12 protein-coding genes are annotated in these 14,608 nt (G+C 37.5%); 8 read left to right on the plus strand and 4 right to left on the minus strand.

The genetic code is table 11. The features are described from left to right. The first annotated feature begins 11 nt into the window (after nt 1-11). Together HJG58_RS01915 and putP are read left to right on the plus strand one after the other, a co-directional pair. The gene (locus HJG58_RS01915) at nt 12-719 is read left to right on the plus strand and encodes an SIR2 family NAD-dependent protein deacylase (RefSeq protein ID WP_170247735.1); all 708 of its coding nucleotides are present in this window, start codon (nt 12-14) and stop codon (nt 717-719) included. 411 nt (nt 720-1,130) lie between these two features. After that, nucleotides 1,131-2,621 carry a sodium/proline symporter PutP gene (gene putP / locus HJG58_RS01920; RefSeq protein ID WP_170247736.1) on the plus strand — a complete coding sequence of 497 codons (1,491 nt, stop codon included), beginning with the start codon at nt 1,131-1,133 and terminating at the stop codon, nt 2,619-2,621. A 33-nt stretch (nt 2,622-2,654) separates the two neighbouring features. Here the strand turns inward: putP and HJG58_RS01925 are convergent, their stop codons facing one another. After that, a complete protein-coding gene (locus HJG58_RS01925) occupies nt 2,655-3,143 on the minus strand; it encodes an Lrp/AsnC ligand binding domain-containing protein (RefSeq protein WP_017386809.1) in 489 nt (162 codons plus the stop codon). 124 nt (nt 3,144-3,267) lie between these two features. On the opposite strand from HJG58_RS01925, the gene putA reads away from it, so the two are divergent. The 4 genes from putA (at nt 3,268) to HJG58_RS01945 (ending at nt 9,271) form a co-directional block, all read left to right on the plus strand. After that, nucleotides 3,268-7,020 (plus strand): trifunctional transcriptional regulator/proline dehydrogenase/L-glutamate gamma-semialdehyde dehydrogenase, encoded by a 3,753-nt coding sequence (gene putA, locus HJG58_RS01930; RefSeq protein ID WP_216076485.1) that lies wholly within the window; start codon nt 3,268-3,270, stop codon nt 7,018-7,020. 105 nt (nt 7,021-7,125) lie between these two features. After that, entirely contained in the window at nt 7,126-7,593 is a 468-nt protein-coding gene (locus HJG58_RS01935) for a GrpB family protein (protein ID WP_170247738.1), read from the plus strand. Nucleotides 7,594-7,706: 113 nt separating this feature from the next. Next, a complete protein-coding gene (gene trmA, locus HJG58_RS01940; RefSeq protein ID WP_170247739.1) occupies nt 7,707-8,792 on the plus strand; it encodes a tRNA (uridine(54)-C5)-methyltransferase TrmA in 1,086 nt (361 codons plus the stop codon). Between the two features lie 248 nt (nt 8,793-9,040). Next, the gene (locus HJG58_RS01945) at nt 9,041-9,271 is read left to right on the plus strand and encodes a hypothetical protein (RefSeq protein WP_000011679.1); all 231 of its coding nucleotides are present in this window, start codon (nt 9,041-9,043) and stop codon (nt 9,269-9,271) included. A 35-nt stretch (nt 9,272-9,306) separates the two neighbouring features. Here the strand turns inward: HJG58_RS01945 and HJG58_RS01950 are convergent, their stop codons facing one another. After that, nucleotides 9,307-10,053 (minus strand): phosphodiester glycosidase family protein, encoded by a 747-nt coding sequence (locus HJG58_RS01950; RefSeq protein WP_170247740.1) that lies wholly within the window; start codon nt 10,051-10,053, stop codon nt 9,307-9,309. 193 nt (nt 10,054-10,246) lie between these two features. Between HJG58_RS01950 and HJG58_RS01955 the strand changes: the two genes are divergently transcribed. Beyond that, nucleotides 10,247-10,837 carry a lecithin retinol acyltransferase family protein gene (locus HJG58_RS01955; RefSeq protein ID WP_170247741.1) on the plus strand — a complete coding sequence of 197 codons (591 nt, stop codon included), beginning with the start codon at nt 10,247-10,249 and terminating at the stop codon, nt 10,835-10,837. Between the two features lie 46 nt (nt 10,838-10,883). On the opposite strand, the gene HJG58_RS01960 is transcribed toward HJG58_RS01955, so the two are convergent. Continuing rightward, nucleotides 10,884-11,474: a YceI family protein gene (locus HJG58_RS01960; RefSeq protein WP_170247742.1), complete on the minus strand. Its 591-nt coding sequence runs from the start codon at nt 11,472-11,474 to the stop codon at nt 10,884-10,886. A gap of 215 nt (nt 11,475-11,689) precedes the next feature. Here HJG58_RS01960 and HJG58_RS01965 point away from each other — a divergent pair, with 215 nt between their 5' ends. Further along, a complete protein-coding gene (locus tag HJG58_RS01965; RefSeq protein WP_170247743.1) occupies nt 11,690-12,097 on the plus strand; it encodes an OsmC family protein in 408 nt (135 codons plus the stop codon). A gap of 55 nt (nt 12,098-12,152) precedes the next feature. Here the strand turns inward: HJG58_RS01965 and tkt are convergent, their stop codons facing one another. Further along, entirely contained in the window at nt 12,153-14,141 is a 1,989-nt protein-coding gene (tkt, locus tag HJG58_RS01970) for a transketolase (protein ID WP_170247744.1), read from the minus strand. Nucleotides 14,142-14,608 lie beyond the last annotated feature (467 nt).

Consider the following 14,608-nt stretch of genomic DNA (forward strand, 5'->3'; position numbering starts at 1 on the left):
TTTCCGAATAGGTGAATTCTATGACAAACCTTGTTGTATTTTCAGGTGCGGGCATGAGTGCCGAAAGTGGAATCAGCACTTTTCGTGACAGTAATGGCTTATGGGAAAATTACGACATCCAACAAGTTGCCACACCTGAGGCATGGCAAAGGGATCCTGCCTTAGTTCAACGCTTTTATAATGAGCGACGTAAAAATATTTTAGAGGCTAAACCTAACGAAGCTCATCAATATATTGCCAAACTACAAAACCACTTTGACGTACAAGTGATTACTCAAAATATTGATGATTTACATGAACGGGCTGGAAGTTCCAAAGTTTTACATTTGCATGGAAATATTCGTTTAGCGAAAAGCTCTGGCCCTGATGCACAATTTACAACACAGTTTTACGATATTAACGGATGGAAGCTAGATCTAGAACAAGACTTTTGCCCAGATGGCTATCCCCTGCGTCCACATGTAGTCTGGTTTGGTGAAGCTGTGCCTGCTTATGAAGAAGCAATTCAATTAGTACAGAGTGCAGATATTTTTATTGTGATAGGCTCGACATTAAGCGTATATCCCGTTGCGGCTTTAGTACATGAAATTTCAGATCAATGTAAAGCCTACTATATAGATCCAAATGCGGATCATTTGCGTGTTCCTCAACAATACGAATTATTAAAGATGTCAGCGACCCAAGGAATGCATAAACTTTTTGAAAATTTAATCAGCTAATTGCTATTTTTAGGCACTAAATAAGCCGAATGTGCATAAAAATATTATTAATTGACCAAAAAATTGTCGATTTTTTTAACTTTATTTTAAATTTCTATAAATTTTTTTTGACCAATAGCCTATTTATAACCCTATATGAATTTAGTTTTTTTCAGAATGGCGTTTTTTTGCAGAAAAAATTAAAAAAAATAAATATTAAAAAACTATAAGTTATTGATTTGTATTACAATTCAATATATCTAAAATCAATTTATTTCAATTTACACAATGATACAAAAGTACAATATAAAAATAACAGTGCAAAAAAAATCTTTTGTGGTTGAATCTCAACCTCTTGGATGCCGTACAAGAAAACAGCGACCTGGATTAGGTTACAATCACGGATTATGGATATAAGGACACACATCCATTATGAGTTATTTTGATCCCACCCTCATCATGTTTATGGTGTACATCGTAGCAATGGTTCTTATCGGCTTATTTGCCTACCGTGCTACAAGCGACTTCTCAGATTATATTCTCGGTGGTCGTAGTTTAGGCAGTTTCGTAACTGCATTATCCGCAGGCGCATCAGACATGAGTGGTTGGCTGCTCATGGGTTTACCAGGCGCGATTTATCTTTCTGGTTTATCTGAAGCGTGGATTGCAATTGGTCTCATTATCGGTGCTTGGCTTAACTGGCTACTGGTTGCTGGTCGATTACGCGTTCATACTGAAGTCCAAAATAATGCACTCACGTTGCCAGATTATTTTACAAGTCGTTTTGACGATCAGAAAAAAGTACTTCGTATTTTCTCTGCCGTTATCATCTTGGTTTTCTTCGCAATTTATTGTGCTTCAGGCATGGTAGCAGGCGCCCGTTTATTTGAAAATTTATTCGGCATGTCGTATACAGCTGCAATCTGGCTTAGCGCAATTGCGACCATCAGTTATGTTTGTATTGGTGGATTCTTAGCAATTAGCTGGACCGATACGTTCCAAGCTGGCTTAATGATTTTTGCACTATTGCTTACTCCAATTGTAACCTACCTTGCAATTGGCGATACAACGCAGTTTGTGACACTCATTGAAACTGCTCGTCCACATGCGTTTAATATCATCTCAGATTTGAGCGTTGTGGCGGTTCTCTCCTCCATGGCATGGGGCTTAGGTTACTTTGGCCAGCCACATATTCTTGTGCGCTTCATGGCCGCTGACTCTGTAAAATCAATTCCTGCTGCTCGTCGCATTGGTATGACTTGGATGATTTTATGCCTAATCGGCGCTGTAGGTGCTGGTTTCTTCGGTATTGCTTACTTCCAACAACACCCTGAATTAGCAGCAGTTGTAAGTAAAAATCCTGAAACTGTATTTATGGAATTGACTAAAATCTTATTCAATCCATGGATTGTAGGTATCATTCTGGCTGCGATTTTAGCTGCTGTGATGAGTACATTGAGCTGCCAACTTTTGGTATGTTCAAGTGCACTAACAGAAGATTTGTACAAAGGCTTTATTCGTAAGAATGCATCTCAAAAAGAGCTTGTATGGGTTGGACGACTCATGGTTCTTGCGATTGCTCTTCTTGCGATTGTTCTTGCTGGTAATCCAGACAGTAAAGTTCTTGGTCTTGTTGCCTATGCATGGGCTGGCTTCGGTGCTGCATTTGGTCCGCTTATCATCTTGTCATTATTCTGGAAACGTATGAATTTACAAGGTGCTTTAGCGGGTATGATCGTTGGTGCAGTTGTAGTCATTGGCTGGAAAAATCTTTTCGCAGACACTGGTGTTTACGAAATTATCCCAGGCTTTATCCTTGCATTTATCAGCATCATTGTAGTGAGTCTTTTAACTAAAGCGCCAAATACAACAGTAACTGGCCGCTTTGAAAAAGCAGATGAACTCTACAAAGAAAGCGTATAAGTTATTGAAATAAATAAAGGGGCTTCGGCCCCTTTATTTATTTTTAGTTTTGATTTTAATTTTTGAAGTATCTTTTACAACTTGCATGACTGGATAACTACGAGTCTCTTTAACCCCTGGTAATTGCCACAGTACCTGCCCCGCAATTCGTCTAAACTCTTCCATGCTGCCACTTCGTAATTTAATTAAAAAATCAAACCCACCACTCACCATATGGCATTCAACAATTTCCGGATAGTGAACCACAGCATCAATAAACTCATCTAAAACATTGGGGGTAGTCTTATCTAATAGTACCTCTACGAACACCAAAAAATTTGCATTTAACTTGATTGGATTCAATTTCGCTTCATATCCCAAAATGAAATCATCCTTTGTCAACTTCTGCACTCGGGCCATAACAGCAGTTGGCGACAAGTTAACAAGTTCGGCTAATTTACTATTAGAAATTCGCCCATCTGTTTGAAGAATATCCAAAATTTTTAAATCAGTGCGGTCAAGGCTTAATATTGGGCCATTCATCTGAATTTTCCTCTAAAAAATAGGCAAAATATAGTGAGTTATTCGGTGTTTCTTCTGTAATGATAAATTATCTAAACCTCTCTACTCAAGATGGGAGTATGAGAGTTGCTTGGCGGAAACAGATATGAACACAATGGATACTTTTCATCAAATGGATAAATCTCACCAAGGCTATATCACCGAATTTAACGATAAAAGTGAGTTTGAACAACGCATTAATACAGCTTGGCGACGTGCTGAACCAGAAGCTGTAGAAGAGCTATTGCAAGCTGCTGCGGTATCTGATGATTTAGATCATAAAATTTATGACCTTGCTTTCAATCTTGCCAATAATTTACGTGAACGTAAGACCTCTTCGGGCAAAGCAGGTATTGTTCAAGGGTTATTACAAGAATTCTCTCTTTCTTCACAAGAAGGCGTGGCGCTCATGTGTCTTGCTGAAGCTTTGCTTCGTATTCCAGACTCAGCAACACGTGATTTGCTTATTAGAGATAAAATCAATCAAGGTAACTGGAAAGAACATGTTGGCCAAAGCAGCTTAATGTTTGTAAATGCTGCAGCATGGGGCCTTATGTTAACTGGTAAGCTCATGGAAACTCCAAAGCAAACCAGTCTTTCAAGTGTACTCACTGGCCTTTTAGCACGCAGTGGACGTGGCATTATTCGTAAAGCTGTTGACGTTGCAATGCGTATGATGGGTGAGCAGTTTGTGACTGGTGAAACCATTGAAGAAGCTGTAGACCATGCGAAAGTACTCGAAGACAAAGGTTTCCGCTATTCTTACGATATGTTAGGTGAAGCAGCCTTAACCGAACATGATGCTGAACGTTACTTTAACGATTATACGCAAGCCATTCATGCAATTGGTAAAGCATCTAATGGTAAAGGCGTTTATGATGGCCCGGGCATTTCAATTAAGCTTTCTGCTTTACACCCTCGTTATCAACGCGCGCAAATTGAACGTGTTCATCAAGAACTTTACGGCAAAGTATTTGAACTCGCTCGTTTGGCTAAAAAGTACAATATTGGCTTAAATATCGATGCTGAAGAATCAGAACGTTTAGAAATTTCTCTTGAGTTACTTGAACGCCTTTGCTTCGAGCCAGAACTTGCAAACTGGAAAGGTATTGGCTTCGTTATTCAAGCTTATCAAAAACGCTGTTTCTTCGTGGTTGATTATATTATTGACCTTGCTAAACGCAGCCAAAAGCGTCTCATGATTCGTCTTGTGAAAGGTGCATATTGGGATAGCGAAATTAAGAAAGCGCAAATCGAAGGTATGGATGACTACCCTGTCTTTACCCGTAAAGTACATACAGACTTATCTTATATCGCGTGTGCTAAAAAATTACTTGCAGCACCTGAGTTCATCTATCCTCAATTTGCAACTCATAATGCTCAAACATTGGCAACGATCTATCATTTAGCTGATCCAAGCAAATATTATGCTGGTCAATATGAATTCCAATGCTTACATGGCATGGGCGAACCGCTTTATGAACAAGTTGTTGGTCCACGTGAACAAAATAAATTAGGCGTACCATGCCGTATTTATGCACCCGTTGGTAACCATGAAACGTTGTTAGCTTATTTAGTACGTCGTTTACTCGAAAATGGCGCGAATACTTCATTCGTTAACCGTATTGCAGATAAAACACTTAAAGTTGAAGATCTTATCCAGTCTCCAATTTACGATATTCGTCATGCAGCTAAGCTTGAAGGTTCAGTTGGCTTAAAACACCCATCTATTCCTCTACCTTTAGATATGTACGGGACACTTCGTAAAAACTCTAAAGGCTATGATTTAGCAAACGATACTCCACTTACAGCTTTAGACCGTATAGCTCAAGAATTACGTAATCGTATTTGGCAAAGTCATCCATTATTGGCAAATAATGATTCATTAGAGCAAAGTCATTCTGTTGCAATTACAAACCCAGCACAAAATGATGAAATTGTTGGTTATGTGCAAGAAGCTGATCTTAAGCATGTTGAAATTGCGCTTAATGCAGCTGAACAAGCTCAATCAGAATGGTCAAATATGCCTAAAGAACAGCGTGCTCAACACTTAAAACGTGCAGCTGACCTCATGGAAAGCCGCATTCAAGAATTGATGGTTTTGCTTTGCCGTGAAAGTGGGAAAACTTATGCCAATGCGATTGCAGAAGTTCGTGAAGCTGTAGATTTCTTACGTTATTACGCAACTCAAGTTGAGAATCTTCCTGCAAATACAGATATTCAGCCTTTAGGTACTGTACTTTGTATTAGCCCGTGGAACTTCCCTCTTGCAATTTTCTCTGGCCAAATTGCTGCAGCATTAGTGAGTGGTAACTGTGTTATTGCTAAACCTGCTGAACAAACCCCATTAATCGCAGCTCAAGCAGTTCAGATTTTATGGGAAGCTGGTATTCCCCATGGTGCTGTACAGCTACTTCCTGGCCGCGGTGAAACAGTAGGTGCTCAGCTTAGTCAAGATAGCCGTATTGATGGCATCATGTTTACTGGCTCGACTGAAGTTGCAAAAATTTTACAGAAGACTGTTGCGAAACGTTTATCTGAAAATGGTCAATCTATTCCTCTCATTGCAGAGACTGGCGGTCAAAATGCAATGATTGTTGACTCATCTGCTTTAATTGAACAAGTTGTATTAGATGTTGTAAGTTCTGCTTTTGATAGCGCGGGTCAACGTTGCTCTGCTTTACGTATTTTATGTGTGCAAGAAGACAGTGCTGCAACCGTTATTAAAATGCTTAAGGGAGCAATGCAGCAGTTGATTGTAGGTAACCCTGCGATTTTAAAAACTGACATTGGTCCTGTTATTGATGACGAAGCAAAACAGACGATTGATCAACACATCCAAAAAATGAAGTCGAAAGGCTATCCAGTACATCAGTTGATGTTTGGTTCAACAAGCCAGAATGAACTGGATCAAGGAACCTTTGTTGTACCAACAGCAATTGAACTCCCTAACCTTGATGACTTGCAGCGCGAAGTTTTTGGTCCAGTTCTACACATCATTACCTATAAGTATGGTGAGCTTGAGCAATTGATCTCACGTATTAATGCCAAAGGTTATGGTTTAACAATGGGTCTGCATACACGTATTAATGAAACCATCCAAACGGTCATTCAACATGCTGAAGTTGGTAACCTTTATATCAACCGTAATATTGTTGGTGCTGTCGTTGGTGTGCAACCATTCGGTGGTGAAGGTTTATCGGGCACAGGTCCAAAAGCTGGCGGTCCGCTTTACATGTATCGCTTGATGCAGCAGTGTTCAAACAAAGTATTGGCAACACCATTTGCTATGAAGACTGAGCAAACTGCTTTTGAAGGTTTTAACCGTGAGGTTTATCAGAGCTTACAAAATTGGGCGAAACAATATTTACCACAAGCAAATCGCGAAATTGAACCATTTGGTGTTGGTAAATTTTATGAGTTACAAGGCCCTACTGGGGAAAGTAACCAATATATTATTTTGCCACGTCATCGTGTTCTTTCTATCGCTGATACAGAACAAAATCAGTTGCATCAGTTACTCGCAATTTTTGCAGTGGGTAGCCAAGCGGCCGTAATGCCAAATAGTCCGTTATTGGCAAAATACAAACAAACATTGCCTAAAGATGTGCTTGCAGCGATTACTACGGTTAAAAACATCACATCAGATGATTTTGATGCAGTTTTACACCATGGTAATCGTGAAGAAATCTTCTCATTACAACAAGAAGTTGCTACGCGTTCTGGCGCAATTGTTGGTATTACTCACGTTGAGCCGAATGAGAATATTCCACTTGAACGTTTAGTGATTGAACGTGCAATTAGTGTGAATACAGCTGCAGCTGGTGGTAACGCAAGCTTAATGACAATGACTGATTAATCGATAATTTTCAAAAAAAGCCCAAATCTCAGTATTTGGGCTTTTTTATTTAATAAAGTAATCTATTCTTAAATATATAGATTTTATCAATTCGAGATTCTAATAATGATCTTTTTAGAACCAGAACAGTATCAACAAAGATGCACTCAACTTTTTAATTCATATCAAAAAGAAATTTCCGCACTTCTACCATTTGCCAAAATTGAGCATATTGGTTCATCTGCAATACCGAATGCAATTTCAAAAGGTGATCTAGATATTTATATTGAAGTTATGCCTGAACAATTTGAATTCGCAATAGAACAATTAAAAACACTTAACTTTATTGAAAAACAAAATACGCTAAGGACACATGAGCTTTGCATGCTCGAATCACTCAACAATGATGATGTTGCATTTCAAATTGTAGTATCTGGTTCAATATTCACTTTTTTCTTAGCCTTTAAAAACAAGCTTATAGACTCACCCACATTGGTTAATGAATATAATCAATTAAAATTACAGTGTAGCCATTTAGATCCCGATCAATATAGAGCAATAAAATCAGATTTTATTAATCGTGTTTTAAATTAGCTCTAGTTTAGATACCTGCTTTCTCTTATGAATATCTGGTTAAAATTGGCTCCTGTAAGTTCAATTTTTTTGATACCATTCATTATTTGATTCTGTCTAAATTTTCTTTGTCTATGACCTCTTCTTATCGTCAACAACTTCAAGCTAAAATTGAACGCATTACTACTCAATTTTCTGAATTTACACCACCTACATTAGAAGTGTTTGAATCACCTGAACAACATTTCCGTATGCGTGCTGAATTTCGTATCTGGCATACAGAAAATGATATGTTCTATGCCATGTTTGAGCGTAACGATGACGACAAGCAAAAAACCGTTGTACGCATTGATGAGTTTCCAATTGCAGATCAGAGCATCAATGATTTAATGCCAAAACTTTTGGAAGAACTTAAGGCTGAGCCTAAGCTTTCTAATCGTTTATTTGAAACTGATTTCCTCGCAACACTTAGCGGAGAAATGTTGGTTACCCTAATTTATCACCGTAAACTGGATCAAGAATGGGAACAAGCCGCTAAAGCGCTTGCCGATAAATTAGATATTAAGATTATGGGCCGTAGTCGTGGCCAGAAAATTGTTATTGGCGATGATTTCGTCGTTGAAGAATTCGAACTTTTAAATCGATCATTTAAATACAAGCAAATCGAAAGTAGCTTTACCCAGCCTAATGCACAAGTTTGCAAAAAAATGCTGCAATGGGCATGTGATGCAGCTGAAGGATCAAAGAAACACTTGTTAGAACTCTATTGTGGTAATGGTAATTTTACGCTTCCACTCTCTTTAAAGTTCGAACGAGTGCTTGCTACTGAGCTTGCAAAATCATCTGTTTATGCTGCTCAATGGAACATAGAACAAAACCAAATTGATAATATTCAAGTAGCACGTCTCTCGGCTGAAGAGTTTACTCAAGCTTATCAAGGTGAGCGCGAATTCCGCCGTCTACATGAAGCGAATATTGATATTCAGAGTTATGACTTTGACACTGTATTTGTAGATCCACCACGTGCAGGAATTGATGATGAGACTTTAAAACTTCTACAAGGTTTTGAACGTATTATCTACATTTCATGTAACCCTGACACGTTATATGAAAATCTAAAAACTCTCAGTCAAACTCATCGAGTGACTAAATTCGCCTTATTTGATCAGTTCCCTTATACGCATCATGTCGAGTCTGGAGTTTTACTTGAGAAGATTTAAACAAAATCTTTCATTGTAAATTTTTAAATAAGGAGGTTATATACCTCCTTATTTTTTAACGTTTTATTAGTTAAGTATTTAAATTTTCAAAAAATATCAAGTCATCTATTCGTCATAATTTCGTTTAACTCAAGCATTCCCATCGAAAATTCTCGAGTTCAATTGGTGGATTTATCACTTATGGAGTCTTGTATTTTATTTTAAATTGGCTATATTTCGAGCTATGTTAGGTTGTATATGAAGGCTCTATGAGTTTTTGGCAAAAGCTGTTCTTGGCAGATCAACAGCATAACGAGCATAAAAACCAAACTGCTTGTGTTGAAAATGACTGCTCATGTAAAACTAATGAACAACTTCTAAGTGCACTTGCACAAGCAACAGATGAAGATGTCATTAAGGGAATTAAAAAAGTTCTTATTTCCCGTGGTTATAGCCGAAAAGAGTTAAATGAACTCACTCAAAAACCATCTATTCATTAATTAAAAAGCCAGTCTTGTACTGGCTTTTTTATATTTCACTTTAATGCACAACTGGACTCGCCTACCCAACCGACCATTGGTCCCATTTGAAATTGCTGATCATTCCGTCTGTTCTTTTGCAGATATAAACTAGAAATAGAACCATCGAGATATAAAGCTTGCTCTACTTTAAGATTTCCTTGAAAAAACTTGGCAAAATTATAGAAATTCACCCTATTTTTCGATATTACAAAGTAGAGTTTATTATCCCGTATACCGACTCCATTACGAATTTTCTTTGATTGAGAGTCTGGTAAAAAAAGAGAATTTATCTTTCTATCAATAACTAACATTGGCCCAGATTGGGTTGCATAATCAACTTTCAAATTTTGTCGGCTATATTTTTGTGTAGTTAAAACAAAGGCCTGTTTTTTATTCCAAGCTAATACACCATTCGGCTGTAAAAAGAAATTTCCCAATCCTTTATGCTCATTTAAGGGTTGAATTACCTTAGCCTTTTCAACATATAGCCCTACGGGAGAAAATCCTATATGAAACATCCCTGCATTCATTGCAAAGTTAAGTCGCTGGCACTGCTTTAATTGCTCCTGAACATTGTTAAAACTTTTGTAATATTGTTGATTATGAGGATTTCTTAAAAACAGGCGCAATGCTTTAAAATCGCTAATAGAGACCACATCGTATTGATCACCTTCTACTGTTTTAACTTGCTGATGTTCTATAGCATATGCAGACTGGAACAAAAACCAATACAAAGCTAAGCACCCGAAAACCCATTTCATTGAATATCACCTGACATGACATTTTTCCTTCATATTAAATTCTTAAATTATATACAAGAAATATGAATAGATTGGATATGCATCAAACTCATTCATTCGGCGTAATCAATACACTCCAAATTGCTGATATTGGTTATAATGTTTAGCAGCTTTTCAATAAAAGCCATTTACACTTTATTGGATCAGCGTAAGCATGCAACAACCGAATAAACACTACCCTTTAGGGGCTCACCTCATCGTAAAGCATCTCGGCTATAGCCATCATGGTATATATGCAGGGAGAGGTCGAGTTATCCATTATTCCGGCTTAGCTCACTTCATCAAAAAACGCCCGATTGAAATCACATCAATAGATGCGTTCTCACATGGCAAAAAAATACACGTTCGTTCTTATGACAGACCTCGTTATAAAGGAAAGATTGTCGTTCGCCGAATGCGCTCACGTATGCATGAAAATCACTATCATTTGATTATTAATAATTGCGAACATCTATGTAGTTGGGCAATTACTGGTATTGAAAGTAGCACCCAAGTTGAACGTATGATGCACCGCTTAACGACCATTGGTTATGTAAGCTCAATCATGAGCTATATGAATGGTATGATGCTCACCGTTGCAACTACATGTTTTGCTCTGGTTCTTTATATTAAAAAGAAACTGCGCGATCAGGCCAAAAGAAAAGTCCCTACTTACCAGTTCCTAAGAGAAAAATCTCAGAAAAGAAATATCGATCCTTCAGCACCCCTTGTATTTATAGATCCAGATAAAAAAGAGCCTGTCTAAATAAAAAAGCCCTCATTTTTGAGGACTTTTTTAGAAAACTTATAACTTATTTTTTAACTGCATTAGCAGCAGTTGCCTCAGTCGTAATGTTTACAGTGATCTTATCACCAACATTAGGCACATAGTTACCTAAACCAAAGTCAGAACGCTTGAATGAAGTTGTAGCATTAAAACCAATCGCTGGCACTTTAGCCATTGGATGCTCGCCTTGCTTGTTTAAAACAGCATCAAGTACAACAGGTTTAGTTACACCTTTAACAGTTAAGTCACCAGTAATTTTAAAATGCTTTTTGTCTTTGGTTTCAACTTTAGTACTTTTAAACGTAATATTTGGATATTTAGCAGCATTAAACCAAGCTTCTTCTTGGAACTCTTTATCTAAAGCAGGTACGTTTGTATTTACACTGCTTAAAGGAATAGTTACATTTACAGATGAGTTTGCTGGTTTAGCATTATCAACTTTAATTACACCTTGGATATCCGAGAAGTTAGCGCTTGGAGTAGAGAAACCAAAGTGATTCCATGAGAAAACAGTAGCTGTATGTGTTGGGTCAATTTTGTAGTCTACTGGTGCAGCTAAAGTAACTGAACTAGCCAATGCTACTGCCAAACCGAAGCTTAATGTTTTAAGATGCATTTTTCGTATCCTTTATTGATATAGTCGTTAGTGTATACATCAAGTAATTTAATTCACCATTCTTTATAAAACGATATGTTTCATCCATGCAACAATAAAAGCGTTACAGTTATTAGTTAAAACTAATATTATAAAGTAGCGGTACTGTCATACCGTGTTCGAATTCTAGAATTTCATTTTTACTTCAAATTTATTGATTCATAATAAGGTAAAACATGGCTAATACTGCTCAAGCACAAAGTACTTCTACCCCATATCGAGTAACTCTTACCGATCCTTCAGGTCATCAATGGTTTGCAGATGAACCGACTGATAAAGGTGGACAAGATACTGCCCCAAACCCAGTGCAAATTTTATTATCGGCTTTAGGTGCTTGTACCACCATTACATTAGAGATGTATGCGAATCTTAAAGGTATTAAGCTTGATCATGTTCAAGTGGATTTAGCATTAAACCCAAATGGCGAACCTGAGAAAGGCCAAAACAATATTGAACGGAAAATTACACTCAAAGGTGAATTTACTGAAGACCAGCATAAGCGATTATTAAAAGTTGCAGAGAATTGCCCTATTCATAAGTTATTGACCTCTCAGATTAATATCCAAACAGAAATCACCATCTAACTTCTCAAATAAAAAAGCGCTCTAGATAGAGCGCTTTTTTATACTACTTTAATATTTAAGCAGTTAATTCTTTTACTGCTGCAACAACAGCTTCAGTGGTAATACCAAAGAATTGGAACAAATCTTTTGCTGGTGCAGACTCACCATAAGTTGTCATACCAATTACTTTGCCATCAAGACCAACAAACTTCCACCAGTAATCAACATGAGCCGCTTCAACAGCAACACGCGCACGGATATGAGCTGGTAATACTGCTTCACGGTATGCGGCATCTTGCTTCATAAATTCTTCTGCACATGGCATAGAAACTACACGCACACCTTCAAGTTGTGCATAAGCTTCCATTGCTAAAGAAATTTCAGAACCTGTTGCAATAATAATTGCTTTTAATTCGCCTTTTTCTTGAGCAAGTACATAACCACCTTTTGCAGCATTTTGAATTTGCTCTTCAGAACGTGTTTGGAATGGTAAGTTTTGACGAGAGAAAATAAGTGCTGTAGGGCCATCTTTGCGTTCTAAAGCAGATTTCCAAGCAATTGCAGTTTCTACAGTATCCGCAGGACGCCATGTATTTAAGTTAGGTGTACCACGCAACGAAGCAATTTGTTCAATCGGTTGGTGAGTTGGACCATCTTCACCCAGACCGATTGAGTCATGTGTATAAACATGAATTACACGTTGTTTCATTAATGCAGACATACGTACTGCATTACGTGCATATTCCATAAACATTAAGAATGTTGCAACGTAAGGAACGAAACCGCCATGTAATGCAACGCCATTAGCGATCGCAGTCATACCGAATTCACGTACGCCATAATATACGTAGTTACCAGCTGGGTTTTCTTGAACACCTTGGCAACCTTTCCAAAGTGTTAAGTTAGAACCTGCTAAGTCAGCAGAACCACCTAACAATTCAGGTAATAAAGGACCAAATGCTTGTAATGTATTTTGGCTTGCTTTACGTGTTGCAATTGTCTCGCCTTTCGCGTTTGTTTCACGAATGAAAGCATCGGCTTGGGCTGCAAATTCTGCTGGTAAATCACCACTGATACGACGAAGTAATTCAGCTGCTTCAGTTGGATATTTTGCTTGATATTGTGCAAATACCGCATTCCAAGCTGCTTCAGATTCACTACCTTTTGCTTTTGCATCCCATGCAGCATATACGTCAGCAGGAATAACAAATGCGTCTTCGTTCCAGCCTAATGCTTCACGAGTTAAAGTAATCTCATCTTTACCTAATGGCGCACCATGACAGTCTTCTTTACCCTGCTTATTTGGTGAACCTAAACCAATAATCGTTTTACACATAATGATTGTTGGTTTTTGAGTTTCGGCTTTTGCTTCAATTGTCGCTTGACGAATCGCATCGGCATCATGACCATCTACACGAAGAACTTGCCAACCATAGGCTTTGAAACGCTCTTCTGTATCGTCGCTAAACCAGCCTTCTACTTCACCATCAATTGAAATGCCATTATCATCATAATAAGCAATCAATTTACCAAGTTGTAATGTGCCAGCTAAAGAACATACTTCGTGAGAAATACCTTCCATTAAGCAGCCATCACCCAAGAAACAGTAAGTGAAATGGTCAACAACTTTTAAATCATCTTTATTAAATTGAGCAGCCAATGTTTTTTCTGCTAAAGCAAAACCAACAGCATTAGCAATACCTTGACCTAAAGGACCAGTTGTCGTCTCTACACCCGGTGCATAGCCATATTCAGGATGGCCAGGAGTTCTAGAATGCAATTGACGGAACTGTTTTAAATCTTCAATTGAAAGATCATAACCTGTTAAATGAAGCAAAGCATATTGCAACATTGAGCCATGGCCATTTGATAAAACGAAACGGTCACGGTTTGCCCATTGTGGATTTGTTGGGTTGTGATTTAAAAACTCACGCCAGACGACGTCAGCAATATCTGCCATCCCCATTGGAGCACCTGGATGCCCTGAGTTTGCTTGTTGCACAGCATCCATTGCCAATACACGAATTGCATTTGCAATACGACGTTCGTTTAAAGGGGTCGTCATAGATCAGAATCCAATTTTAATAGATTGATGAAAAGAAGAAGATGAATAACCATTCAATGCCGCTATATTGTCTTAAAAAAAAGGCTTAGGGTAAACCCCAACACGGTATATTTCTTTATTTTTAACCGTTTCTTGGTTACACAAAAAACATTTGAATCTTTAAGTTATACAAAACAGTGTTTATTTTTCTGCACAATGACCAAATGTAAGAGCATTTATATGGTTAGCTTTTGATATATCGATAAAATCTTTAGCCAATTCTGTATGCGTTGATCATGTTTCTTTACTTTAAAATTCAAATTCTGATATTTAAGATTTTTATTAAGTTATATGTTTAAAAAACACACTATCAACAAGTTATTAAAATATAAATACTTTAAATTAAAGCCTTCTATATCAATTTTGCTAATACACTTATCAATTAAAACACACTATAAATGAAATAAATTCATGCTTTTTAGTCAGTA

Origin of the sequence: Acinetobacter geminorum, from assembly GCF_013009345.1 — a bacterium.
GTDB classification, from domain to species: domain Bacteria; phylum Pseudomonadota; class Gammaproteobacteria; order Pseudomonadales; family Moraxellaceae; genus Acinetobacter; species Acinetobacter geminorum.

What these genes read in the sequence shown, in the direction of transcription:
- putP (WP_170247736.1), top strand. Translation starts at nt 1,131, where the DNA reads ATGAGTTATTTTGATCCCACCCTCATCATGTTTATGGTGTACATCGTA.
- HJG58_RS01925 (WP_017386809.1), bottom strand. Translation starts at nt 3,143, where the DNA reads ATGAATGGCCCAATATTAAGCCTTGACCGCACTGATTTAAAAATTTTG.
- putA (WP_216076485.1), top strand. Translation starts at nt 3,268, where the DNA reads ATGAACACAATGGATACTTTTCATCAAATGGATAAATCTCACCAAGGC.
- HJG58_RS01935 (WP_170247738.1), top strand. Translation starts at nt 7,126, where the DNA reads ATGATCTTTTTAGAACCAGAACAGTATCAACAAAGATGCACTCAACTT.
- trmA (WP_170247739.1), top strand. Translation starts at nt 7,707, where the DNA reads ATGACCTCTTCTTATCGTCAACAACTTCAAGCTAAAATTGAACGCATT.
- HJG58_RS01945 (WP_000011679.1), top strand. Translation starts at nt 9,041, where the DNA reads ATGAGTTTTTGGCAAAAGCTGTTCTTGGCAGATCAACAGCATAACGAG.
- HJG58_RS01950 (WP_170247740.1), bottom strand. Translation starts at nt 10,053, where the DNA reads ATGAAATGGGTTTTCGGGTGCTTAGCTTTGTATTGGTTTTTGTTCCAG.
- HJG58_RS01955 (WP_170247741.1), top strand. Translation starts at nt 10,247, where the DNA reads ATGCAACAACCGAATAAACACTACCCTTTAGGGGCTCACCTCATCGTA.
- HJG58_RS01960 (WP_170247742.1), bottom strand. Translation starts at nt 11,474, where the DNA reads ATGCATCTTAAAACATTAAGCTTCGGTTTGGCAGTAGCATTGGCTAGT.
- HJG58_RS01965 (WP_170247743.1), top strand. Translation starts at nt 11,690, where the DNA reads ATGGCTAATACTGCTCAAGCACAAAGTACTTCTACCCCATATCGAGTA.
- tkt (WP_170247744.1), bottom strand. Translation starts at nt 14,141, where the DNA reads ATGACGACCCCTTTAAACGAACGTCGTATTGCAAATGCAATTCGTGTA.